This is a genomic window from Xenorhabdus sp. BG5 (genome assembly GCF_015163665.1).
Classification (GTDB): domain Bacteria; phylum Pseudomonadota; class Gammaproteobacteria; order Enterobacterales; family Enterobacteriaceae; genus Xenorhabdus.
The window spans coordinates 41,723-66,752 of record NZ_JADEUG010000013.1; the positions used below are offsets into that span (position 1 = coordinate 41,723).

Genomic DNA, 25,030 nt, shown 5'->3' on the forward strand with positions numbered 1-25,030 from the left:
CTCCTGATTATTTGGTGTTCTGAACGTTTGCCTGGCGATATTGCTCAATTAACTCGATAAAATGATCGAATAGTGAAGCGGCTTCATGTGGACCAGGGCTGGCTTCAGGGTGCCCCTGAAAACTGAATGCTGGCTTGTCAGTACGATGAATGCCTTGCAAGGTGCCATCAAAAAGTGACTTATGCGTTACACGCAAATTGGCTGGCAGTGAGCTTTCATCAACAGCAAAACCGTGGTTCTGTGCCGTGATCATGACAACATTGCGATCCAGATCTTTGACGGGATGATTGCCGCCATGGTGACCAAACTTCATTTTTATGGTTTTTGCACCACTGGCCAGTGCCAGCAACTGGTGTCCTAAGCAGATGCCGAATACAGGGATTTCAGTCTCCAGGAAGGTTTTAATCGCTTCGATAGCATAGTCACACGGTTCTGGATCACCAGGTCCATTGGACAGAAAAATGCCATCCGGTGCCATTTTCAGCACTGCATCGGCGGGAGTTTTTGCCGGTACAACGGTAACGCGGCAGCCGCGATCGACCAGCATACGCAGGATGTTGCGCTTCACCCCAAAGTCATAGGCTACAATGTGGTAAGGCAATTCTTGCGCTTCGCGAGCTTCGGGTAGCCCATCTGCTAATGTCCAACTTCCTTGTACCCATTGGTAAGATTGTGCTGTCGTAACTTCTTTTGCTAAATCCATACCTTTCAAGCCAGGGAATGTTTTTGCTTTTGCCAGTGCAACTTGGGCATCGGCCGCATTACCGGCAATGATACAGCCGTTTTGCGCCCCTTTTTCTCTTAACAGGCGGGTCAGTTTGCGTGTATCGATATCCGCGATGGCGACGATATTATGACGTTTCAGGTAATCAGACAGGTTTTCTTCACTGCGGAAGTTACTGGTCACTAAGGGTAAATCACGAATAACTAAGCCTTGGGCTTGAATGGCGGGGGATTCTTCATCAGCGGCATTGATGCCGACATTACCAATATGGGGATAAGTAAGAGTAACAATTTGGCGGGAATAGGAAGGGTCGGTAAGTATTTCTTGATATCCGGTCATTGAGGTATTGAAGACCACTTCTCCAACAGCCACACCTTCTGCACCAATGGCGCGACCGTGAAATTGGGTTCCATCTTCCAGAACCAATATAGCTGACTTAATCAAAACGCCCTCCAAAAATGAATAATAAGTCGCATCCAATGCATATTAATTCAGAATTAGTCCTTAAAATCAATGCCAATCAGGATTTTTGTCAAAATTTTGGCAAATTGCGCGCATTCTAATGATGAGAGTGGGGGTTGTCTACAAAAAATGGCATTTTTATTGGCTTTTTTACAACTCTCAGTCTTATATTGAATAAATGTAGCTGAAAAAAATAAGGAAAGTGGGTGGAGATAAACGATTATGGCGAGAGAAAACTTAAGAACAGAAAAAATATAGGGCTTTTTTCGTGTTTATAGGGAAAAGGCAACAAAAAGGCTAACTATTCTTATAAAAACCGTGATTAATTTAGATATTTTATAAAAAAATTAATATACTTCATTATTACGCAACCATTTAAAAAATAATTGCGTAATTACATAAAGTTACAATTTTTTAATATTAAATTTTGTCAAGATTTAATACATCTTTCATAGTATAAAGCCCACTGTTTTTTCCTATTAACCACGTTGCTGCCTTAATTGCCCCATTAGCAAAGGTCATGCGGCTTGAAGCCTTGTGACTTATCTCTACACGTTCACCGATATCGGCAAAAATAGCGGTATGCTCTCCAACGATATCACCTGCCCGTATGGTGGCAAATCCAATACTTTTAGGATCGCGTTCTCCGGTATAGCCTTCGCGGGCATAAACAGCGCTGGTTTTGAGATCACGGCCTAATGCATTGGCGATGGACTCACCCATTGCTAATGCTGTTCCTGATGGCGCATCTACTTTATGGCGATGGTGGGCTTCAATAATCTCGATGTCGGTATATTCCCCCATCACTGTGGCAGCTTTTTCCAGCAGTTTTAGTACCAAATTGACGCCAACACTAAAATTCGCGGCAAAAACAATAGGGATTTCACGGGAAGCTTCTGTAATCGCGAGTTTACCGGCATCATCAAAACCGGTGGTGCCGATGACCATTGATTTTTGATGTTGCTGACAAATGGAGAGGTAGGCTAATGTGCCTTCAGGACGCGTAAAATCGACCAGGACATCAAAGTGTTCAATAACCTGGTGCAGATCATCATTAATCATCACACCATTTTTACCGATCCCCGCCAGCTCTCCCGCATCGGTTCCCACCAATGAAGAGCCAGAACGCTCTAATGCTGCACCAAGTGTAACACCATCCAATAACTGGACGGCCTGAATAAGATTGCGTCCCATACGTCCGCCAGCGCCTACGATAGCAACGCGAATATCTGTATCAGCCATAAGGCCCTCTCTGTAAATCGTTTTTAATTGAGGTGACAAAGGAAACTGTTCTACAGCTTAACTGGCAAGGACTGGCAGCGCCAGATTTATAGCTTGGTCATAAGAAAAACAGCGATCATGTTGGAAATTATAAAATTTATCTATTCCAGTTCCTTTGGTAATTCACCATGATAGCTTGAACGACTTTTAGCCAGAAACCCTATGAATATATTAAATTTTTGTGGTAAAAAGAAAATAAAAGCAAATTGTTAGTGCAATATAATGTAGTATTTCTATTGTGATTCACTTATTATAATAAACGCTTTATTCTTTTTTATTTTACGCTTAAATTTAATTAATGTTCTGACAGGTTTCTATATTTTCTTATAATAAAAATATCTTGATGGTATATTATAAAACAGCAATCTACTCTATTTTATACCTTTATCTGACAAAGATGATTTATTTTTATATCAATATAAATTATGAATTATCGCCATAAAATGGAGTGGGTTGTATATCATGATATTGGGATAATGAAAATCCAGTTAATTAAACTATTGCATGAGGTAGAATAATGTTTAGATCAAAATCTTTTAATGTTCATCGGCCTGCAACATTGGGTTCCTTAACTCATGCCAAGTCTGTTTCAGACATCAGCTCAGCAGCGATTGATGCCAGGATTTTTATGACTATCAGGGAGGTGAGTGCAAGTGAGGCATTAAATATAACCAATAGAATAATGACAACCACCATGAGCACTGAATGGAAATGCGGTAGTTCCGAATACTTGCTTGGTGATAGTGAACAAGAAAAATGGAATTCGAGATATGATGCTGCATATACCATTTTTGAACTTGTACATAATAAAGTCGAGCGTTCTATTAGGAGAAAAAAAATATCAGAAATAAATTTATTATATTTTGCTGCCTATTTCAAAGGCGTTCCTGTTGGAATTTTAGAATTTAGTCCTGAAAACAACATAGATTCTTATAATCTGCCTACAGTTGAGTATTTGGCAACACATTGTGGTATTAGAAATTGTGGTGTTTTACTAATGGAACATGCAGTGAATAAATCACTGCAATTAGGAAACAATGGTAAGATAAAACTTTTTCCACTAGAAGAAACAAAGTTGGCATACATTAAAATGGGATTTTCTTCTGGTAATTTGGGATACTTGGTGTTAGATCCTGCTAACAGTCATAAATGGCGTTTTAGCCCTAGCAATAATAGCTATAAATATATAACATGGTGATTTAATAGACTGAATTATTAGGAGGAGAATGATGTTTAGATCAAAATCTTTTAATATTCCTCGACCTGCAACATTGGGTTCTTTAACTCATGCTAAGTCTGTTTCAGACATCGGTACAGCAGTGATTGATGCCAGAATTTTTATAACGATCAAAGAGGTTAGTGCAAGTGAGGCAGTAAATGTAACTAATAGATTAATGACAACTACCATGAACTCTGAATGGAAATGTGATGAATTTGTACACTCGCTTGATAATGAACAAGAAAAATGGAATATGAGATATTTTTCTGCATATAAGGCTTTTACACTTATGCATAAGAACGCCAAAATATCAGAAATAAATGCATTATTTTTTGCTGCCTATTTCAAAGGCATTCCTGTCGGAATTTTACAATTTTATTCTGGAGATAACGGTACTTATGAATACCTGATATCGAGCGTTTGGCTACACATTGTGGTATTAGAAATTGTGGTGTTTTACTAATAGAACATGCAGTGAATAAATCACTACAATTAGGAAAGAGATGGCAAGATAGGACTTGCCCCGCTAGAGGAATTCAGGCAGGCATATATTAATATGGGATTTTATTCTTCTACCGATTTAGGATACTTGGTGTTAGACCCAGCTAACAGTCATAAATGGCGTTTTAACCTTAGCAATAATAGCTATAGATATATAACATGTTGATTTAATAGATTGAATTATTAGGAGGAGAATGATGTTTAGATCAAAATCTTTTAATATTGATCAACCTTTAGCATCTGGCTCTTTAACCCGAGCACAATCCTTTTCAGAGAAATGGCCAAGCTCAGTCAATGTAAGAGCATCCATCGTTATTAAAGAGGTTAATCCACAAGAAGCGTTAGCTGCAATGCGTGAGATAAGAGAAGAAATGATGAGTAATGGTTGGGGATGTTCTTCACATGCAGGTAATGATGATAGTGAGCAAAAAAAATGGAATAGTCGGTTTGCTAAAGCACATAGTATATTGGGTAGCATAAGAATAAATGCAAGACAAGCTGTACCAAGAGAGAACTCATCATTTTTTGTTGCTTATTTTAGGGGGACTCCCATAGGGGGATTACAGCTGTCTTCAAGTGATAATACCCCCACTGATTTTCCTAAAGTTAATTATTTAGCCACTCATTGCGGTATTCGAGATTGTGGGGTTTTACTGATTGAACAGGCAGTAAATAAATCGCAACAATTGGGGAAGAACGGTAATCTAAAACTTCAAGCAGTAATTGACGCTGTACCGGCATATGTGAAGATGGGATTTGTTACGACAGAATCTTACATGGAATTACGTCCGATTGAGAAAAATGACGAATGGAAATATGATGGGATAACTAATACTTATAGATATAAGTTTATCTAAATTTCAATCAGAGCATTCAAGGCATCGTCATGTATTCGGATTTTTTGTGGGAGATCGGGTCGGGATTTATTTTTTATCCTTCCCGACCCATCTTCCAACCTGAAAAAGTTTGCCTGAGTTAATTAACCTCTTTCACTTCAACCCGTAACTCTTTTGGTACTTCAAAAACAATATTTTCTTCTCTACCATGCAGCTCGTTAACCGTTTCTGCCCCGAAAGTTTTCAGGCGTTCAATCACCTGTTGTACCAAAATATCAGGTGCAGATGCTCCCGCTGTGACACCCACTGCGTTCACACCTGTGATCCATTCTTCCTGGATATCCTTAGCGGAATCAATCAAATAGGCAGGCTTGCCTACGCGTTGTGCAAGTTCGGCCAGGCGATTTGAGTTTGATGAGTTTTTAGAACCCACCACTAAAACCACATCAGCCCCTAATGCTAAATCACGTACCGCTTCCTGACGGTTAGTTGTGGCATAGCAGATATCATCTTTGCGTGGGCCGACAATATTGGGGAACCTTGCATTAAGTGCATCAATCACTTCTGAGGTGTCATCAACAGAAAGTGTTGTTTGGGTCATAAAGCTGAGGTTATTTTCATCCTTAACTTGCAGTTTCCACACATCTTCCGGTGATTCCACCAGATACATGCCACCGTTGGGGTTATTGTATTGCCCCATGGTGCCTTCTACTTCGGGATGGCCGGCATGTCCGATTAAAATCGCCTCTTTGCCTTTGCGACTTGCCCTGGCGACTTCCATATGGACTTTGGTAACCAGCGGGCAGGTCGCGTCAAACAGCATGGTTAAATGACGGGAGCGAGCTTCTGCACGAATGGCCTGGGAAACACCATGGGCAGAGAAGATCAAAATAGCGCCATCAGGCACTTCTGAAATTTCTTCAATAAAAATGGCGCCACGCTTTCTAAGGTTATCAACCACATAACGGTTATGTACCACTTCATGGCGAACATAGATGGGAGCGCCGTACAATTCCAGTGCACGCTCTACGATGCTGATAGCACGATCAACACCCGCACAGAAACCGCGAGGGTTAGCCAGCAATATTTGCATGGGTTTCCTCCAACTGAGGGTCAATTTCCAACACTTCGATCTCAAAAGTGATGTTTTGTTCAGCCAGTGGATGGTTAAAATCAACAGTAATGGAGCCTTCAGTCACTTCTTTGACAAAGCCGGGCATTTCACTGCCGTTCATGGCTGTAAATAACATGATGGTTCCCACTTCTGGAACGCCGGCATCGGAAAAATCACGAGGAGTGAAATATTGGATTAAATCAGGGTTGTGTTTGCCAAAAATGGTTTCTCCGGCCAGAGTAAATTGATGTTTATCACCGACTTTCAAACCAAGAAGCTGTTCTTCCAGTGGGGCAGAGAGACTACCATCACCGAGGTGGAATAATGCGGGTTTACCTTGACTGTAAGTCGAATCCGCCGTAGAGCCATCATCCAGCTTTAATGTGAAATGTAATAAAACTGCACTGTGCGCTTGCACCTGCGTTGACATGTTGCTCAAGCCTTTTACTTAAAAATGATTGCAAGTATACCGCTATTGGGTATAGACGAAGTTACCAGCCCCGGTTAACTAAGCCGGGGCTGATTTTATTATCATTCTTTCAATGACTAAGTTTTCGAGACTGCTTGCTTGTCTTTGTCATCCGGGCTGATAAAACTCTCTATGATAATGAGAGCAGCCCCGATGCAAATCGCAGAATCGGCAATATTAAAGGTAGGCCAGTGCCATTCTCCGACATAAAAGTCGATAAAATCGATAACAAAGCCATGTACCAGCCTATCGAACAAATTTCCCAAAGCCCCACCAATCACTAAGGCGTAGGCAATATTGCTCAGTTTTTGCCTGGCATGGGAACGATACATCATGACCAGCAGTACAACCGTGATGGCAACGGCCACCAATGCAAAAAACCAACGCTGCCAGCCGCCCTTATCGGCCAGAAAACTAAAGGCCGCCCCTAAATTCTGGGCATAAGTCAGGTTGAAATAAGGTATCAATGGCATGGATTCATACAGCGTAAAATGCTGCAACACTAAGTGTTTGCTTCCCAGATCCAGTATTAATACCATAACAACCAGCCAAAGCCAGCGAAGTCCGGTGGAACAAATGGGTTTACTCATCAGGCAAATTTACGCTCTTCACCGTTACCGGCAACGTTAGTCACACAGCGGTCGCAAAGTTCTGCATGTTCCGCCACCTGGCCCACGTTTTTAGCATAATGCCAGCAACGTGGACATTTTTCTCCGTCTGCTTTGCGCAAGGCGACTTTCAAGCCTGCAATTTCGCTTTGCTGCGCATCCTCACCGGCGGCTGCATAAGCAGCAACTTCAACCTGAGAGGTCAGCAGGACAAAGCGCAGTTCGTCAGACAGTTTGTTGAGTTTTTCTGCCAGTGCTTCATCTGCATAGAGTGTAACAGCCGCTTCCAGTGAACTGCGGATATGTTTGTCACTACGTGCTTGTTCCAGAACTTTGTTCACTTCGCTACGTACTGCCAACAGATCAGCCCAGAAAGTATCGTTCATATCTTCACCGTCTGCCAGACCAAACAATCCGTCATACCACTCTTCGGTAAAGACGTATTGAATACGCTTGCCTGGCAATTCATGCCAAATTTCATCAGCAGTAAACGACAGAATTGGCATCATCCAGCGAACCAGGGCTTCTGCGATATGGAACAAGGCAGTCTGGCAGCTACGACGAGCAAGGCCGTCACTTTTCGCGGTATATTGGCGATCTTTGATGATATCCAGGTAGAACGATCCCATTTCCACGGAACAGAATTGCATCAAGCGTTGAACCACCGAGTGGAAATCATACTCTTCATAGTATTTAAGGATATCGGTTTGTGCTGCTTGAGCGCGACCGACAGCCCAGCGATCCAGAACCACCATATCTTCTGCTTTTACCCTGTGCTCTTCTGGGTTAAAACCATTCAGGTTTGCCAGCAGGAAGCGAGCGGTGTTGCGGATACGGCGGTAAGCATCAGCCGAACGTTTCAAGATCTCGTCAGAAACAGCGATTTCGCCAGTATAATCAGTGGCTGCCACCCATAAACGCAGGATATCTGCGCCCAGTTTGTTCATCACATCTTGCGGGCTGATGGTATTGCCGATGGATTTGGACATTTTACGCCCTTGTTCATCAACGGTGAAACCATGAGTCAGAACCTGGCGATAAGGGGCTTTGCCTTTGATCGCAGTGGACAGCATCAGTGAAGACATGAACCAGCCACGGTGCTGGTCAGAACCTTCCAGATAGAGATCGGCTGAATGACCGTTGAATTCTGGACGGGCATCCACAACCGAAGAATGGGTACTGCCTGAATCAAACCAAACATCCAGTGTGTCTGGCGCTTTGGTGTAATCTGCGGCCTCATCACCCAGCAGGTCTGCTGCATCCAGATCCCACCATGCTTGAATGCCATCGACTTCAACGCGCTTGGCGACTTCTTCGATTAATTCAACGGTACGAGGATGTGGTTCTTGTGTCTCTTTGTGAATGAACAGAGACATTGGCACGCCCCATGTACGCTGGCGAGAGATACACCAGTCTGGGCGGTTTTCTACCATTGATTCGATACGTGCTTGTCCCCAACCTGGGATCCACTGGACGTCTTTGATCTCTTTCAGCGATTGTTCACGCAAACCATTTTTGTCCATGCTGATGAACCATTGTGGTGTTGCACGGAAGATGATGGGTTTTTTGTGGCGCCAGCAGCACGGGTAGCTGTGTTGGATTTTTGTCAGGCTCAGCAATGCGCCTTTCTCTTTCAGCAATTCAACAATGATGTCGTTGGCTTTAAAGACAAATTGTCCATCCAGTGAAGGATAAATGCCAGAGAGATAGCAGCCATTCGGGCCAACCGGGTTAGCGATTTCAAGGCCATATTTTAAGCTGATAGCGTAATCATCTGGACCGTGACCACCCGCAGTATGTACTGCACCTGTACCTGCTTCAAGCGTGACGTGATCACCGAGGATGGCGGGAACATCGTGGCTCATGAATGGGTGGTTGAAGCGCAACAGTTCCAGAGCGGCGCCCGTGCAATCGTCTAAAACTTCCCATGCAGTGATACCCGCGCGCTGCATAACGCTTTCGACAAGTTCAGCCGCCAGAATGATGCATTCGTCATTGATTTTGACCAATTGGTAGGTAATTTCCGCACTCAAGGCAATCGCACGGTTTGCTGGCAATGTCCACGGGGTGGTGGTCCAGATGATTAAAGAAACAGGTAGCCCTTGTGGTTGTACATCAAATTTGGCGTACACGGCATCAGCATCAACAGCCGCGAAGCGCACGTCGATGGAAGGGGAGGTCTTATCGTAGTATTCCACTTCCGCTTCGGCGAGGGAGGAACCACAGTCAGTACACCAGTGAACGGGCTTTACGCCTTTCAGCAAGTGCCCATTTTTGATAATACGGCCTAGGGCACGAATGATGTCAGCTTCAGTTTTGAAGTCCATGGTCAGGTAAGGTTTATCCCAATCGCCCAAGATACCCAGACGTTTGAAGCCCGCTTTCTGTGCTTCGACCTGAGTCATGGCATATTTACGGCACTCAGCACGGAATTCAGCGGCGGAAAATTTCTCCCCAGGCTTGCCGATAATTTGCTCAACCTTGAGCTCAATAGGCAAACCGTGGCAGTCCCAACCTGGAATATAAGGCGAGTCGAAGCCTGACAACCCCTTGGACTTAATAACAATATCTTTGAGAATTTTATTAACTGAGTGACCAATATGAATATCGCCGTTTGCATAAGGAGGGCCATCATGCAAAATAAACGTTTTCTTGCCAGATTTTGCTTTTCTAATGGCCTGATACAAACCTTCTTTGTACCAACGTTTCAACATATCTGGTTCGCGCTTAGCTAAATCCCCGCGCATAGGGAACCCTGTTTCTGGTAAATTCAGGGTGTCTTTATAGTCACTCATTATAGATTCTCAGTTCCAATTTTCCGCTAGATACATGACTTGGATCGCTGCAAGAGATAATCCCTCGCTGCAACCACATCATTTGCGATTTGCTGTTTAAGCGCATCAAGCGAAGCAAATCGCTGCTCATTACGCAATTTTTTACGTAATACTACATTGATATGACGCCCATACAGATCCATTTGGGCATCAATCAAATGCACTTCAAGTTGCTGGCCTTGGCCAGCAACCGTGGGGCGATTGCCTATGTTTGCAACACCCAGTAGAGGGTTATCACCTAATCCATGGACTTCTACAGCATAAACGCCCTTAACAGGTGCCACGAGACGTTTCAACGGTAAATTGGCAGTGGGAAAACCGATGGTGCGTCCCAATTGCTTACCGTGAACAACTCGGCCACTTATACTGTAAGGATGCCCCAGTAATATTTCGGCCAAGGCCAAATCATCACTTTGCAGTGCCTGACGAATGGCTGTACTGCTGATCCTAAGACCGCTGTCACAAAAACTGTCCGTGCTGGCGACATCAAAACGGTATTGTTTACCTGCTTGCTGCAAATAGTGGAAATCTCCGCGGCGATTTTTGCCAAAACGGAAATCATCTCCTATTGCCAAAAACTTAACACCCAGTTTTTCAACGAGCAACTGTGAAACAAAAGCTTCAGGTGAGTTGGCTGCAAAATGTTTGTCAAATTTCACACATAACAGATAATCAACGCCATTTTGGGCTAGATATTTTATTTTATCTCTCAGCCTGGTCAGGCGAGCGGGCGCTTTATCTGCCACAAAAACTTCCAGAGGCTGCGGCTCGAAAATCATGACCATCGTCGGTAATCCGAGACGCTGCCCTTCTTGCTTCAAGTGTTTTAATAAAGCCTGATGCCCGCGATGGACACCATCAAAATTACCAATCGTCAGCACGCAACCATGGTGACGCGCCCGGATATTGTGTATACCGCGAATTAGCTCCATAGCTGGCTCAATACCGTGGAAATTGCCGGATTATACCTTGTACAAAGCGCAAGGTTAACCCACGATCACAAAGGGTTTTAATTAATAACCTGATTCATACAATAAAAATAGGCTAGATGCTCGAAAAATATTTAATTTATCGCATTTCTCTGTGCTTCATTCAGTTTTTTATTGCGAAAGACTGTATTCCCTCTGAGGAAGCTGATAAAATCCCGCCCCATCACAACGTAACCAGCGTCGTTGTACAGCGACGCTTATTTGCACAAATCCATTGACAAAAGAAGGCTGAACAGGCATATTCCTCGGCCTTTGAATTGTCCTCGATAGAATATATTTGGGAGTTGGACCTTGGCTAATATCAAATCAGCTAAGAAACGCGCCGTACAGTCTGAGAAACGCCGTCAGCACAATGCGAGCCGTCGTTCTATGGTGCGCACTTTTATCAAGAAAGTCTACGCGGCTATCGCTGCTGGCGACAAAGAAGCTGCACAGAAAGCATTCAATGACATGCAACCAATTGTTGATCGTCACGCCTGCAAAGGTCTGATCCACAAAAACAAAGCAGCACGTCATAAATCTGCTCTGGCAGCACAAATCAAAGCAATGTAATCATTGGTTTTGATGATGCTAAAAAAACCGGCCTTAAGCCGGTTTTTTTGTATCTGCTGGTTTTAGATCAGAACCTTAATATCATTTTTCAGGGCGACTTTTTGGCGGCGAGCTAAACAAAGCAGAAAAATCTTTGTTACACACGCGCTGAACTGCCGGGTGCTGAATCATACGCTCGGCAAAGATGACGTAATATTCTTCCTGTACTGTATCCAATCGGCCTATCTCAACAATATCACTATCAGCGAAAATATCATTGGCGTAGAAAGAAGGCGCAATAAAAATGGCATTGTGATACAGACCAAACGCTTTCATCAAAGCGGCATCATCAAATTCGCCCAGCACTTCAACTTCAAGATTTTTATTGCGTATCCATGTCAGGAGCTTTCTGCCTAGCATAGAACGGCGGCCTGGGATTAATAAACGGCGCTCTTCCAAACAGGCTGGGAAGGGCTTTTCTGGGATCGGCTGGCGGCAGTAAAAACTGATATTGCATTCTCCCAATTTCACTGAAAACAATCCTTCCTGTTGAGAAGAATCTACGGGACAATCGGATAGGATCATATCCAGCTTATGCTGGCTAAGCTGTTCAAGCAGCATTTCATGTGTCGATTCAAAACAACGCAAGTGGATTTTTTCGTGCTCGACAACGGTCGTTTCCAACACCTTACTCACTAAACGTTTGGACAGTGCATCAGCGACACCCACATCAAACAGCAGATTTGATTCGCGGCTGTAAGTCACGATGTCCATCATCTCCTGGCTGAGTGTAAACATCTTATCCGCATAGCGAAAAATTAATTGCCCTAGTTCTGAGGGCACTAATCCTCTTCCCTGGCGCTTGAATAACTTCCCACCCAGACGCTCTTCCAACGCTTTTATCTGCCCTGTAATGGTTTGTGGTGTCAGGTATAGCGCTTCTGCCGCCCCTACAACCGAGCCTTCCTTGCAAACATGCCAAAAATAATAGAGGTGGTTAAAATTTAAATGTGAAACCCGCATATATTTATCCTTGTGTATCGCCTCACATCTGTATAACAGTCGTGACCATACATTTCAGGTCGCCAGATTATGGCGTTTTCCTATTTTTCTATTGTTATTTTCTATGACGATGAAAATATTAGCGGCATCGCAGTTATAAACGTTTTGCCGCGAATATTAAGAGAATGAGTTACCTCGGAAATTCTTTCTATATCTGTGCTTAAATTAGTCTATTCATCGGTTTTTGACTACGTTTTTTTCTTCGGTAACAATATGGTTAGCAGTCCATAACCAGCAACTGCCGCGATGGTAGAACTCATCAATATGCCTAAGCGGGAGTAAGTACTGAAGGCATCATCGAGACCTTCAAATGCCAAACCAGAAATAAAAATAGACATGGTAAAACCGATCCCACACAGTACGGAAACAGCGAAGATTTGCCTCATGCCAATTTTTTCCGGCAATTTAGCAATTCCCAATTTTACCGAAATCCAGCTAAACAGGAAAATACCCAATGGCTTGCCAATAAACAGGCCAAGGGCAATGCCGATAGGCAATATACTGGTTAAGCCATCTAATGTGACGCCCTGTAATGAAACACCGGCATTGGCAAAAGCAAACAGTGGCAGAATTAAATAAGCAACCCATGAATGCAGTTCATGTTCCAAAGTTTCAGAAGGTGACTCACCTTTTTTATCTCGAAGGGGGATCAGGAACCCGACAATAACACCAGCCAGTGTGGCATGAACACCTGATTTCAAGATACACACCCATAAAACAGCACCAACCATCAGATAAGCGGATGTTTTAGTCATTCCTTTCCAATTCATCCAAACCAATAGCCCAATCATGGCGGTAGCCAAGCCTAATGCAGCCAGGGACACTGTTTTGGTATAGAACAAAGCGATAATGATGATGACCCCTAAATCATCAATAATCGCCAGCGCAAGCAAAAAGACTTTTAATGCGGTGGGAACCCGTTTCCCCAGCAACGCCATGACCCCTAATGCAAAAGCGATATCTGTTGCGCAGGGAATTGCCCAACCTTGTTGGGTGATCTCGTCACTGCCATTAAACAGCATATAGATAAATGCCGGTGCCAGCATCCCTCCAAGCGCCGCAATGGCTGGGAAAATGGCTTTATCACGACCCGCAAGTGAGCCTTCCATGAGTTCCCGTTTCACTTCCAGTCCGACAATGAGAAAAAAAACTGCCATTAATCCATCATTTATCCATAGTAATAATGGCTTGTTGATTTCCAGCGCTGCGAATCGCACTGCAACAGGAAGATTGAGAAATTGATGATAAATACCCTGCAATGGCGTATTCGCCATAACCAGCGCAATAATGGCCGCTATGATGAGGATAATTCCTCCTGCTGCCTCTAACTTCAAGAATTGGCGAATGATTGCAGTCATGAATAGATAACCTATAGAGATTGATCAAAGCGCTAATGTTATGTCAGTCATGACATCGGAAAAAGCAGATTATTTGTGCTAAGTAAATCGATAAATACGAATTATAACTTTATGAAAGTAACATACTTTTCAATATTGATAAATTGCATTAGATAGTAGATGATGTTTTTATCACCTATTATGTCAATAATTGAACAAAATATTTCATGACGACTTTACTTTTCTTGTTTGTTCTCTGCGCAGCCCTATTGCATGCTAGTTGGAATGCGTTAGTAAAGATTAGCGCTGATCGATTTTTGGGTATTTCAATTATCGTCTTTTTTGCCGGGTTGATTTCAACATCAGGATTATTCTGGGTAGGGTTGCCGGCATTGTCATCTCTACCATGGTTGATATTATCCGCCATTCTGCATACCGGTTATTGCCTGTTTTTAAGCCGCTCTTATGCCACGGGAGATTTAAGTCAGGTATATCCGATTGCCAGAGGGTGTGCACCACTCATTACTGCCTTATTGAGTTGGTTAATTTTGCGGGAGGCGTTACCCCCCTTAGCTATACTGGGAGTAGGGTTAATTATTGCAGGGATCATTTTGATTGCATTTCCACAAGGGAAAAAATCTTTTCGCTTAGATCGCAAGACATTGGTTGCAGCAGTTATTACATCAGCATTTACTGCCTGTTATACCTTGTCTGATGGTGTCGGCTCTCGTACCAACGATAATGCCTTAACCTATATTTTGTGGCTATTTGCTATTAATGGTTGGGTAATGGGTGTGATTATGTATTTCAAGTATTGGAATACGGCTGGAAAAAATATTCGTCAATACTGGAAGCAGGGTTTGATGGGAGGGCTGATGCAATTATTGAGTTATGGCATTGTTATTTGGGCAATGAGTCATGCTCCCATCGTGCTGGTTGCTGCATTGCGTGAAACCAGTGTGCTGTTTGCTATGTTATTGTCGGTTTTTATCTTGCGGGAACCGTTTAGCAAAATGCGATTATTGGCTTGTGTTGTGATTATTATTGGGATTATTAGTACTAAATTAGGGTAATGGATCTCCAAGTATAAATAGGAACTTGGAGACTCCAATTCGTTTTGAGTAATTTCATTGGTTGGCGTATTCAAATATTGCATGATTGATTACAACCGAACCATCAGGTTTAATAATAGCCTGATGGTTCACCTGCATTGCAGTATTACGCATCATATTAAATGTATTTTCATATAAAGGATAACCCGGATTTCCCTGTAATTCCCATAATAGATATTGTGATTGATTTTTATATACTGAGGAGAGAGGGGTATTTCCTAAAGCCAAATATTTTCCATCGATTGCCCAGCTAATCATTTTATTTTGCCAATTGGCATTATAATTTTGAGATAAACAAACTATATTTGCCCATGGATCGCATATCCATGCTTCACTCGGAAGCTTATTATACGTTTTGTACAATTGGTTTATTTCTTTATTTTGAGATTGATAATCAGAAGCATGTGGAGGGTAATAAAACATGATAAAACAGTGATTATAGCGTGATATAGGGATGGGAGAAATAACCTCAATGTAAATAGGTTGTATTTCTCCTGATGTATCTGTAGTAAAAGAATCTTTATATAAATAATATATATCTTTCGCCCTGTTTCTTGCTAAATACATAAGTGCAGTAATAGATAATTCATTGCAATTTCCGACCAATGATTTCTTAAGTTCTTTTTCTTTCATTATACAATCATATTTTTCTTCTGGCTTCCCAAACTTATATAATTTATTTTGCAATTCCATGAGCTCTTGCTCTCTTTGAAGAATATTTTCTCTAGAATATCTGTTTTTCCGATCTTCTGATTGGAACTCAACATTAAAATAAGAGATATTTGTAGTTTTCCCCCGAAAAACACTGTGAGAATATTCGATGGCTTGCTTTAATATAAAATGAATCATTTTGATATCCTCATTGTTATTGTTTTATATTTAACTCATATTATTTGTGTATGAGTATTTTAAAATGATACTTTCTACTCTTTTTTTTTAAAATGCAATGTTAATAACACAACAATATATTTAAAAATGTTTAAGAAATGAAATAATTTAATTGATTAAAAACAAAAAAATAGATAAATAAAAAAATCCTCCTGAATATCAATAAATTAAAAAAATGATCAGGAGGAGTTATCATTAGATATTTTGCAAAGTGTTAAATTACTTTGTCAAATCATCAAAAAATTTTTTCACGCCATCAAGGAAACTCTTGGAACGAGGGCTATTGGTTTCACCGCTTTTCCCGCCAAAAGATTCTCCCAATTTGCGCATCAGTTCTTTTTGCTCTTCATTCAATTTAACCGGTGTTTCTACTACAACACGGCAGAGCAAATCACCTTGAACGCCACCACGAACAGATTTAACACCTTTACCCTTCATGCGGAACAACTTGCCAGTCTGGGTTTCCGCAGGAATTTTCAGGCTGACACGACCATCAAGGGTTGGAACTTCAATTTCGCCACCCAATGCTGCCGTTGCGAAGTTGATCGGCACTTCACAATAGAGGTTGCTGCCATCACGCTCGAAGATATGGTGAGCCTTGACTTGAACCTGAACGTACAAATCGCCGGATGGTGCACCGTGTTCACCTGCTTCACCTTCACCACTCAAGCGGATGCGATCGCCGGTGTCGACGCCAGCTGGAATTTTAACGGACAGCGTTTTGTATTTTTCAACGCGACCATGGCCATGACATTTACCGCAAGGATCTTTGATGATTTTTCCGCGCCCATGACACTGTGGACAAGGTTGTTGAACAGCGAAGAATCCTTGGCGCATTTGTACCTGACCTGCCCCGTGACAGGTTGGACACGTTTCTGGGCTGGTACCCGCTTTGGCTCCGCTGCCATGGCAGGTATCGCAAGATTCCAGAGTTGGAATGCGGATCTCTTTGGTCACACCACGGACAGCTTCTTCCAGGGTTAATTCCATGCTATAACGCAGGTCTGAGCCACGGCTAGGACGCTGTTGACGACGGCCACCCCCGAAAATATCGCCGAAAACGTCACCAAAGATATCGCTAAAGTCAGCTCCGCCACCAAAACCACCTGCGCCACCGCCCATGCCACCCTGTTCAAAGGCAGCATGACCATATTGGTCGTAAGCAGCGCGTTTCTGAGAATCTGTCAGGATCTCATACGCTTCTTTAATTTCTTTGAATTTACTTTCTGATTCTTTATCACCCTGGTTACGGTCAGGGTGATATTTCATTGCCAGCCGTTTATAGGCTTTTTTGATCTCTTTTTCATCTGCGGTTTTGGAAACGCCCAAAACTTCGTAATAATCTTTTTTTGCCATCGTATTGTTTACCCTTAACACGCACACACGGGCGTGGAGTTACCTCAACGCCCGTGCCAGTTAATAAGTAACAGGCGCCCTGTTACTTTGCCCGCTAAGGGCTATTATTTTTTGTCTTTAACTTCTTCGAATTCAGCGTCTACAACGTCATCGTCTTTCTTCGCGTTGTTTGCGCCTGCATCGGCAGCACCAGCCTGGGCTTGCTGTTGGGCAATTTCCAGTAGTTTTTGGGATGCTTCAACCAGAGCTTGGATCTTCGCTTCAATGTCAGCTTTATCTTCGCCTTTCGCCGCAGTTTCCAGCTCAGAAGTTGCTTTCTCGATTGCCGCTTTATCGTCTGCTGCCAGTTTATCACCCGCTTCTTCAACTTGCTTACGCGTGCCGTGGATCAGTTGGTCAGCTTGGTTACGGATCTGAACCAGCTCTTCAAACTTACGGTCAGCTTCTGCGTTTGCTTCTGCATCACGTACCATCTGTTGGATTTCTTCTTCGTTCAGACCAGAAGAGGCTTTGATGGTGATGTTTTGTTCACGACCTGAGTTTTTGTCTTTTGCAGAAACGTGCAGAATGCCGTCAGCATCGATATCGAAAGTTACTTCGATCTGCGGAGTACCGCGCATTGCTGGTTGAATACCATCCAAGTTGAACTGACCCAGAGATTTGTTATCGCTGGCACGCTTACGCTCACCCTGTAGTACGTGGATCGTTACCGCAGACTGGTTATCTTCCGCTGTAGAGAACACCTGGCTATGTTTAGTTGGAATAGTGGTGTTCTTGGAAATTAGGGAAGTCATCACGCCGCCCATGGTTTCAATACCCAGAGACAGTGGAGTGACGTCCAGTAGCAGAACGTCTTTCACGTCACCAGACAGTACACCGCCCTGAACCGCTGCACCCATTGCCACTGCTTCGTCTGGGTTCACGTCTTTACGTGGCTCTTTGCCGAAGAAATCTGCAACGGCTTTCTGCACCATTGGCATACGAGTCTGACCACCAACCAGAATCACATCGTGGACGTCAGATACAGACAGGCCCGCGTCATTCAGAGCGACTTTCAGAGGCTCGATAGAACGTTTAACCAGGTCTTCAACCAGAGATTCCAGTTTTGCACGAGTCACTTTAATGTTCATGTGCTTAGGACCGGTCGCATCTGCTGTGATGTATGGCAGGTTTACGTCAGTCTGCTGTGCAGAGGAAAGTTCGATTTTCGCTTTTTCTGCCGCTTCTTTCAGACGCTGCATTGCCAGTGGGTCATTACGCAGGTCGATGCCTTGTTCTTTCTTAAACTCGTCAACCAGATAGTTGATCATGCGGCTGTCGAAGTCTTCACCACCCAAGTGGGTATCACCATTGGTTGCCAGAACTTCATACGTTTTTTCGCCATCAACTTCATCGATTTCGATGATAGAGATATCGAAAGTACCACCACCCAGGTCATAAACCGCGATGGTGCGGTTGCCCACTTCTTTGTCCAGGCCGTAAGCCAGCGCTGCCGCAGTTGGTTCGTTGATGATACGCTTAACTTCCAGACCTGCGATACGGCCAGCATCTTTAGTTGCCTGACGTTGTGCATCGTTAAAATATGCAGGAACGGTGATAACAGCTTCGGTTACTGGTTCACCCAGATAGTCTTCCGCTGTTTTCTTCATTTTTTTCAGAACTTCAGCAGAAACTTGGGGGGGCGCCATTTTTTGGCCTTTCACTTCCAACCATGCATCGCCGTTATCTGCTGCCATGATTTTATATGGCATGATAGAGACGTCACGCTGTACTTCTTCGTCTTGGAAACGACGGCCAATCAAACGCTTAATGGCGAACAGCGTGTTTTGCGGGTTAGTAACAGCCTGACGTTTAGCTGGTTGACCAACCAGAGTTTCACCATCCTGAGTATATGCGATGATAGAAGGTGTGGTACGGTCACCTTCGCTGTTTTCAAGCACACGAGTGGTTGTGCCGTCCATAATTGCTACACAAGAGTTGGTAGTTCCCAAGTCGATACCAATGATTTTACCCATCTAAACGCCTCCACAAAGAATTCATATATTCGGTCAAGTTACTAAGCTATATGAGGACGAATGTTTGCTTTTCAATGGCTCTGTTCGCCAGAAATTCCTCATTTTGTTTTCCAGCTAATGCCGAAATATTCAGTAGTAACTGTAGTTGAGACTTAGATGGGGTCATTCATCTCATCATCAAGGGGAGAATTGAAAAAAAATTGAGATTTAATAAAAAAATTTTTCGCAGGCCATTGTGTAGTTGATGTCATCACATTATGATTCGCCGCCTTTTATGATTTCTTGGTGCAGGAAAGCGCCACGATAACTTTTTTAATATTTTGTTTTATTTGTATTTTCTAGGGGAAGTATGCATTCTAATCAGTTGGCGAACCCAGGCCCATTGGGTTTAATGGGTTTTGGCATGACAACCATTTTGTTGAATCTGCACAATGCAGGTTTTTTCCCATTGGCATCAGCAATTTTGAGCATGGGAATTTTTTACGGTGGTTTGGCTCAGGTGCTGGCCGGCATCTTTGAGTACAAAAAAGGAAATACGTTTGCTGCAACCGCATTTACCTCTTACGGCTTGTTCTGGTTAAGCCTGATTGCTTTGCTTTTCCTGCCAAAGATGGGGCTGGCTGAAACAACCAGTCATGAGTTCCTTGGTGTTTATCTCGCCCTGTGGGGAATCTTCACACTGTTTATGTTCTTTGGTACGTTGAAAGCTAACCGTGTCCTGCAATTTGTATTTGGCAGCCTGACGCTGCTGTTTGCATTGCTGGCAATTGGCAACATCACCGACAATGCCAGCATTTTGACCTTCGCGGGTTTTGAAGGCGTTATTTGTGGTGCGAGTGCTTTCTATCTGGCAATGGCTGAAGTTCTGAATGAACAATATGGCCGTACCGTTTTGCCCATTGGTGAAGTAAAACACGCTTAACCATTTTTAACAGGATGGGTGAGTTATGCTCATCCTGTGCTTTGTTACTTTAAGCCACCAGAAAGGTACGATAAAGTCATCGGCACTTTCATTATTACCACTCACCGTAGGGGTATTTTTTTCCTTTGATGAACTCTTTGATATATTTGGGATATTCGCTATAACCATTCAGAACTTTTGTTTTTCCCTGGCATACTGTCATCTTATCGCCGGAAACTGATTCACCGGTAGCAATCAAGATATTATCACCGTTGTTTTGATCAATACCTCGTAACCAAGCGCGGGCTGTACCACCGGGGGCTAATCCAATAAAAATTCTTTCTCGATAGTCTGGTGGATAATCTTCATAACCTGGATAAGTAGCTGGTTTTCTCATTAATTGTCTTACATCTGGTGTAAATTCAAACAGAGTCTGATAGGATTTTTTATCAATTACAGAGTCCCAACAAACAATCAATGATTGAGGCAGGGCTTCACCATGATTGTTAATCCCACTAGCGCTTCCACCTAATTTTTTATTCCATGTGGTTACACTACGATAATCTGAATCGGCTCCGTCAGGCATAAATTTTTGCACAATATAATTATCTTCATCCTGAAACTGAACGAAACTAATACTGACAGGGAAATATTCCGGAGTGATAAATTGAAATCTCCATTTAACATAAGGCAACGGTTCACTGTGGCGCACAATGGGCTTGTAAGTCACCACCCGTTTTCCGGGTGGATAGGACTGGCAGGCGGTTAATCCCAATATCATACCTAGACTCAATAATAAGACTAATGGTTTTTTATTTCTCATTATGAAATTTCCTTACCGGTAATATCAAAGATGGCTCGATGCCATTTTTCACAAGGACGGTTCACAAAACTGACTAACTCTACCGCATTCACGCCACCTTGAATCTGTTCATCTTTTATTACCACACTATTCCAGTGTGATGAGCAATGGACGTATTTAGTCTGGATCAAGTCTAACTCTTTTTCGTTAAAAGGAATTAATGATTGGCCTTGTAGAACAGCTCGTCCTTGATTAATTGCTTTTTCCACCAGTGGTGCAAGTTCTGGACAGAGTTGGTAATCTTTATCATCAGTATTAGGTTTGCCAAAGATAACACCAGCTTCTTGTGCCGCATCCTGCATCACCAGCATCACTACTTTTGACCAGTCATTGGTAATTTCTCTATATAGCACTGCTGCCGCTGCCACTTGTTTTTGAAAGCGCTCTAGGTCGTTACGAGGGTAAAACTGATTATTCTGCCACATTTCTACTTTCACCTCGTTGTTGTGAAGTAACGGGGCAATGGCCGGGTAGCTTCTCATCTGAGATAATTCATTCTGTGCTTTTTTATATATCCAAGTGGTGTTATTGGGGGTACTTTCATCTATCGTAAGACTGCGTGGCCGGGTGATAAATAACTTTTCTGTTTCCATCGGGTTATAGCCGCCGCCAATATCTGAATGCGCTCCTGGAAATATCAATTCAGGGTAATCAGGTTTAATGCTATTTAACGAAAAGTTATAACGACATTCATTTGCAGCCGTAATGTGAAAAATATGCTCAGCAATGCCTGCGGGTAAACGAATATCAACATCCCCTGTATCAGCGGTATGAGGGTTAAGTCCATTGCTTAATGTGCCAATTGCCGCAACCGTATCAAAGATACCGAGAAAACGGTTTTTCCCCGTGGGATAAGTGGATTTATTCAGATAATTTCGTTGATTAAAACCATCGGATAAGGCCTGTGCCAGAACTGGATCACGATTAAAAACCCGATTGGCAAAATGACGTGCGGCCGCTGCTCCCCGACTAAAACCAATAAGATCGAATTGGAGGCATTTGATATTACCCTGAATACTTTTCAGTGATTCTGTTAGCTCAGTCTTTATTTTTTGGATAGCCATTTCGGTTTTAGCATGAACACCGGTTTCTCCTATCCCTAAACCATAGCCCACCACACTGTCTGATTTCCCTGCTTGTGTACCAATTCCCTCGATATACACTTTAATTTGATGTGAGTTATCGTCAATTCTTCCCTGCTTATGTATTTGATACAGAAGATGTACATTAGTATAGTAACTATCATAACTGATCCGTGAAGTATCACCGGGCAAGCCGAATTGGTTAAAGGAACAACTCATCGACTGTTGACTGGTATTAGTTGCTTCTGGAACACATAGAAGCCGCTCATTAATATTCTCGGTATTGTTTCCCGTTCCATCAAAAAAGACACCAATCGTTAAGGTAATCCCACTTTCTATCGCCTGCACTTCCAATACATATCGTCGATTAAGTGGATGGGCGCTAAATCCCTTTAAGGTCGAATCTTTAAAATGTTCAGACGCTTTTAATTCCTCGTCTTGCCAGCCTTTGATTTTGGGGTAGGCATCACTGATGGCACCTAATGTGATATAACGATAGTCATGCTTGCCATTGTAGCTATTTTCTCTTACCTGAAGATTGCCTATTTTTCCGGTATCTGGACGAGCAGGGCATTGAACCACTCTATCAGCAAGAGGCTGTGCTGAAACAGAAAACGTCACAGGCATAGGCGGGAGATCTTCTTCACGCAATATTCCCTTTCCATCTGTCGTGCCCGTTCGCACAATGAGTTTATTCCCCCGGCTTTTCAGTTTATAAGGTATCCCTGCTAATGGTTTCCCCTCTTCATCCACAAGCTGAAATTCAATCCAGTTTTTCAGTATTTTCTGGCAATCAATACAATTCGTCGGATCTAATGGCTTCATTATTGCTTCCTTATATTTTATTTATCCGTGAATGCTCTCTTTGAGAGCAGCATCTTGAGTATCGGCAATAAAGTGTTCAGCGGTTAACTTACCCAGGTTACGTTTTTCATCTTTCGACTGTTTCAGCCACGCTACAATACTGTTCCGCAATTGCCCTTCTGGTTCATCCAGTTTCAGTGCCAATTCGGGATTATCCTCCAGCTTGTCCCGCAGGTTGGCAACCAAAAACGCAAAGGCCTCGAAAACCCGGACAATATCGGGGTCATGGGAGGAAAGTAGAAATTCAGCCAGATGCGGCGACTCTTTCGCGATGTGCTCAGCCAGATCTCGCAAGTAAGCGCGCTCTTTTAGATAAAGCAATCCCTTGTTGTTTTTCATTGAATTTAACTTATATGTTATCAATAGGGTTTCGGTATTATGCTGAATAACGGAGAGATACAATGCGATGCTCTATCAGCAAGGCACGGTTATTGTACATACTTATTGATAAAATTAATTAACTAATAAGATGGATTTTTGCTTGATTTTAGCGAAATATGGGGATGTTAGCCGTTTTTGAACAGGAACTTAGATAAAAATAGGGGCAACTACCGTTTGACTCCCTCCTATCTAACCGAACGGCTTTTGGTTGATCGAAGGGAGAATAGAAAAAATGCGCCGGATCTGATTACATTCAGTGTTTCAGAATTGAATAGGCGGTTAATCACTGTGTTCAGATAGATTTTTTCCGCAAGTAAACCCCCAATAACAGGCCAACAGCTGATAAGGTCATCATATAGTAAGCGGGTGCCAGTGTGGTATATGTCAGCAGTAAGGTGACGAAGATCGGTGTCAGCCCACCAAAAATGGCATAAGCCAAATTATACGCAAATGAGATGCCACTAAATCTGACTTCTGGCGGATAGCTTTTCACCATAACAAAAGGAGTGGCACTAATCACACCGACAGTCAGACCCGCGAGGGAATAAGCACTAAATAGTTTGAGCGGTTCATGGCTGATATGGTGGTAGAAAAACCATGTTGTGGCAGCCAATAGCAGACAACCGACAATCAGCACGATACCGGCTCCCCATTTATCGCATAAGTACCCGACAGAGATACAGCCGATCACCAATGAGATGATCGCCAGACTGTTTGCTTTCAAAGTCAGTGATTGTTCCAGATGAAATTCTGTCTGCAAATAAGTTGGCGTCATCAAGATGACAACGACAATGCCAGCAGAAAGGAGCCAGGTAAGCAGCATAGAAATAAAGATGGCGCGCTTGTGATTAAAAACGACAGTTTTTAGTGGCAGCTCTTCTGCCAACGCCTTGCGTTCCTGCATTTCCTTGAAGACAGGGGTTTCATGCAGCCAACGGCGCAGATACATGGCGCATAAGCCGAAAATACCGCCTAAGAAAAATGGCAGACGCCATGCCCAATCCAGGACTTCTTGCCTGGAATAAATCGAAGTAATAATGGTTGCGACGAGAGAGCCAAATAAAATCCCCAAACTCAATCCTGCCGTTAAAACACCACAGGCAAATCCGATGCGTTTATGGGGAACATGCTCTGCCACAAAAACCCAGGCTCCGGGCACTTCTCCACCAATTGCGGCTCCCTGCATAATCCGCATCAGTAGCAGCAGGATAGGGGCAGCAATGCCTATGGCGTTATAGGTGGGCAACATGCCGATGGCCAGTGTTGGTACAGCCATTAACAATATGCTGAGTGAAAACATTTTCTTACGCCCAATGAGATCGCCAAAATGGGCCATGACGATCCCACCTACAGGCCGAACCAGATAACCCGCCGCAAAAATACCGAATGTCTGTAGTTGTCTGAGCCATTCAGGGATATCCGCGGGGAAAAAGAGTTCTCCAAGTGCAACAGCAAAAAAGATAAAGATAATAAAGTCGTAAAATTCCAGAGCGCCCCCTAAAGCCGCTAAGGACAGCGTTTTATAATCTTGTTTATTTAATGGACGATTATGATATTGTGACATAAGTTACCGATTTATAGTTATAAAATGAGTTCTGAGGT

General features: G+C 43.0%; 22 protein-coding genes. 6 read left to right on the plus strand and 16 right to left on the minus strand.

The window, feature by feature from the left end; translation table 11 throughout:
* Positions 1-7: 7 nt before the first annotated feature.
* Entirely contained in the window at positions 8-1,168 is a 1,161-nt protein-coding gene (carA, locus tag IQ209_RS08815) for a glutamine-hydrolyzing carbamoyl-phosphate synthase small subunit (protein ID WP_193850942.1), read from the minus strand.
* A gap of 438 nt (positions 1,169-1,606) precedes the next feature.
* Complete coding sequence (gene dapB / locus IQ209_RS08820) at positions 1,607-2,428, minus strand: 4-hydroxy-tetrahydrodipicolinate reductase (RefSeq protein ID WP_193850944.1); 822 nt, start codon at positions 2,426-2,428, stop codon at positions 1,607-1,609.
* A 556-nt stretch (positions 2,429-2,984) separates the two neighbouring features.
* Between dapB and IQ209_RS08825 the strand changes: the two genes are divergently transcribed.
* The 3 genes from IQ209_RS08825 to IQ209_RS08835 all read left to right on the plus strand — a co-directional run bounded on the left by IQ209_RS08825 (position 2,985) and on the right by IQ209_RS08835 (position 5,044).
* Positions 2,985-3,665, plus strand: coding sequence for a GNAT family N-acetyltransferase (locus IQ209_RS08825; protein WP_193850946.1), 681 nt, complete (start codon positions 2,985-2,987; stop codon positions 3,663-3,665).
* A 28-nt stretch (positions 3,666-3,693) separates the two neighbouring features.
* Positions 3,694-4,149 carry a hypothetical protein gene (locus IQ209_RS08830; RefSeq protein ID WP_228005792.1) on the plus strand — a complete coding sequence of 152 codons (456 nt, stop codon included), beginning with the start codon at positions 3,694-3,696 and terminating at the stop codon, positions 4,147-4,149.
* A 232-nt stretch (positions 4,150-4,381) separates the two neighbouring features.
* Complete coding sequence (locus tag IQ209_RS08835) at positions 4,382-5,044, plus strand: GNAT family N-acetyltransferase (RefSeq protein WP_228005793.1); 663 nt, start codon at positions 4,382-4,384, stop codon at positions 5,042-5,044.
* A 118-nt stretch (positions 5,045-5,162) separates the two neighbouring features.
* On the opposite strand, the gene ispH is transcribed toward IQ209_RS08835, so the two are convergent.
* From ispH to ribF, 5 genes are all read right to left on the minus strand, one after another.
* The gene (ispH, locus tag IQ209_RS08840; protein ID WP_193850952.1) at positions 5,163-6,116 is read right to left on the minus strand and encodes a 4-hydroxy-3-methylbut-2-enyl diphosphate reductase; all 954 of its coding nucleotides are present in this window, start codon (positions 6,114-6,116) and stop codon (positions 5,163-5,165) included.
* Positions 6,097-6,567 carry an FKBP-type peptidyl-prolyl cis-trans isomerase gene (gene fkpB / locus IQ209_RS08845; protein WP_193850954.1) on the minus strand — a complete coding sequence of 157 codons (471 nt, stop codon included), beginning with the start codon at positions 6,565-6,567 and terminating at the stop codon, positions 6,097-6,099. The genes ispH and fkpB overlap by 20 nt, the downstream gene beginning before the upstream one ends.
* A gap of 116 nt (positions 6,568-6,683) precedes the next feature.
* The gene (gene lspA, locus IQ209_RS08850) at positions 6,684-7,196 is read right to left on the minus strand and encodes a signal peptidase II (RefSeq protein WP_193850956.1); all 513 of its coding nucleotides are present in this window, start codon (positions 7,194-7,196) and stop codon (positions 6,684-6,686) included.
* Positions 7,196-10,009 carry an isoleucine--tRNA ligase gene (gene ileS, locus IQ209_RS08855; RefSeq protein ID WP_193850957.1) on the minus strand — a complete coding sequence of 938 codons (2,814 nt, stop codon included), beginning with the start codon at positions 10,007-10,009 and terminating at the stop codon, positions 7,196-7,198. Before ileS ends, lspA begins: the two co-directional genes overlap by 1 nt.
* 26 nt (positions 10,010-10,035) lie before the next feature.
* On the minus strand, positions 10,036-10,980 hold the full coding sequence (gene ribF / locus IQ209_RS08860; protein WP_193850958.1) for a bifunctional riboflavin kinase/FAD synthetase: 945 nt from the start codon (positions 10,978-10,980) through the stop codon (positions 10,036-10,038).
* 348 nt (positions 10,981-11,328) lie between these two features.
* Here ribF and rpsT point away from each other — a divergent pair, with 348 nt between their 5' ends.
* Positions 11,329-11,589 carry a 30S ribosomal protein S20 gene (gene rpsT, locus IQ209_RS08865; RefSeq protein ID WP_038240544.1) on the plus strand — a complete coding sequence of 87 codons (261 nt, stop codon included), beginning with the start codon at positions 11,329-11,331 and terminating at the stop codon, positions 11,587-11,589.
* An 81-nt stretch (positions 11,590-11,670) separates the two neighbouring features.
* On the opposite strand, the gene nhaR is transcribed toward rpsT, so the two are convergent.
* The gene (gene nhaR, locus IQ209_RS08870) at positions 11,671-12,591 is read right to left on the minus strand and encodes a transcriptional activator NhaR (protein WP_193850959.1); all 921 of its coding nucleotides are present in this window, start codon (positions 12,589-12,591) and stop codon (positions 11,671-11,673) included.
* A gap of 227 nt (positions 12,592-12,818) precedes the next feature.
* Positions 12,819-13,988 (minus strand): Na+/H+ antiporter NhaA, encoded by a 1,170-nt coding sequence (gene nhaA / locus IQ209_RS08875; RefSeq protein ID WP_193850960.1) that lies wholly within the window; start codon positions 13,986-13,988, stop codon positions 12,819-12,821.
* 206 nt (positions 13,989-14,194) lie between these two features.
* Here nhaA and IQ209_RS08880 point away from each other — a divergent pair, with 206 nt between their 5' ends.
* On the plus strand, positions 14,195-15,040 hold the full coding sequence (locus tag IQ209_RS08880) for a DMT family transporter (RefSeq protein ID WP_193850961.1): 846 nt from the start codon (positions 14,195-14,197) through the stop codon (positions 15,038-15,040).
* 54 nt (positions 15,041-15,094) lie between these two features.
* On the opposite strand, the gene IQ209_RS08885 is transcribed toward IQ209_RS08880, so the two are convergent.
* The 3 genes from IQ209_RS08885 to dnaK form a co-directional block, all read right to left on the minus strand.
* The gene (locus tag IQ209_RS08885) at positions 15,095-15,928 is read right to left on the minus strand and encodes a hypothetical protein (RefSeq protein WP_193850962.1); all 834 of its coding nucleotides are present in this window, start codon (positions 15,926-15,928) and stop codon (positions 15,095-15,097) included.
* 258 nt (positions 15,929-16,186) lie between these two features.
* A complete protein-coding gene (gene dnaJ, locus IQ209_RS08890) occupies positions 16,187-17,323 on the minus strand; it encodes a molecular chaperone DnaJ (RefSeq protein ID WP_193850963.1) in 1,137 nt (378 codons plus the stop codon).
* A gap of 104 nt (positions 17,324-17,427) precedes the next feature.
* Positions 17,428-19,338 (minus strand): molecular chaperone DnaK, encoded by a 1,911-nt coding sequence (gene dnaK / locus IQ209_RS08895; RefSeq protein ID WP_193850964.1) that lies wholly within the window; start codon positions 19,336-19,338, stop codon positions 17,428-17,430.
* A 349-nt stretch (positions 19,339-19,687) separates the two neighbouring features.
* Here dnaK and satP point away from each other — a divergent pair, with 349 nt between their 5' ends.
* Positions 19,688-20,260: an acetate uptake transporter gene (gene satP / locus IQ209_RS08900; RefSeq protein WP_193850965.1), complete on the plus strand. Its 573-nt coding sequence runs from the start codon at positions 19,688-19,690 to the stop codon at positions 20,258-20,260.
* A gap of 94 nt (positions 20,261-20,354) precedes the next feature.
* Here satP and IQ209_RS08905 read toward each other — a convergent pair whose 3' ends face one another.
* The 4 genes from IQ209_RS08905 to IQ209_RS08920 form a co-directional block, all read right to left on the minus strand.
* A complete protein-coding gene (locus IQ209_RS08905) occupies positions 20,355-21,062 on the minus strand; it encodes a DUF2931 family protein (protein WP_228005794.1) in 708 nt (235 codons plus the stop codon).
* Positions 21,062-23,008, minus strand: coding sequence for a DUF2235 domain-containing protein (locus IQ209_RS08910; protein ID WP_193850966.1), 1,947 nt, complete (start codon positions 23,006-23,008; stop codon positions 21,062-21,064). The genes IQ209_RS08905 and IQ209_RS08910 overlap by 1 nt, the downstream gene beginning before the upstream one ends.
* A 21-nt stretch (positions 23,009-23,029) precedes the next feature.
* Positions 23,030-23,386, minus strand: coding sequence for a type VI secretion system baseplate subunit TssF (locus IQ209_RS08915; protein WP_193850967.1), 357 nt, complete (start codon positions 23,384-23,386; stop codon positions 23,030-23,032).
* 334 nt (positions 23,387-23,720) lie between these two features.
* Positions 23,721-24,992, minus strand: a complete 1,272-nt coding sequence (locus IQ209_RS08920; RefSeq protein ID WP_193850968.1) for an MFS transporter — start codon at positions 24,990-24,992, stop codon at positions 23,721-23,723.
* Between the last annotated feature and the right edge of the window lie 38 nt (positions 24,993-25,030).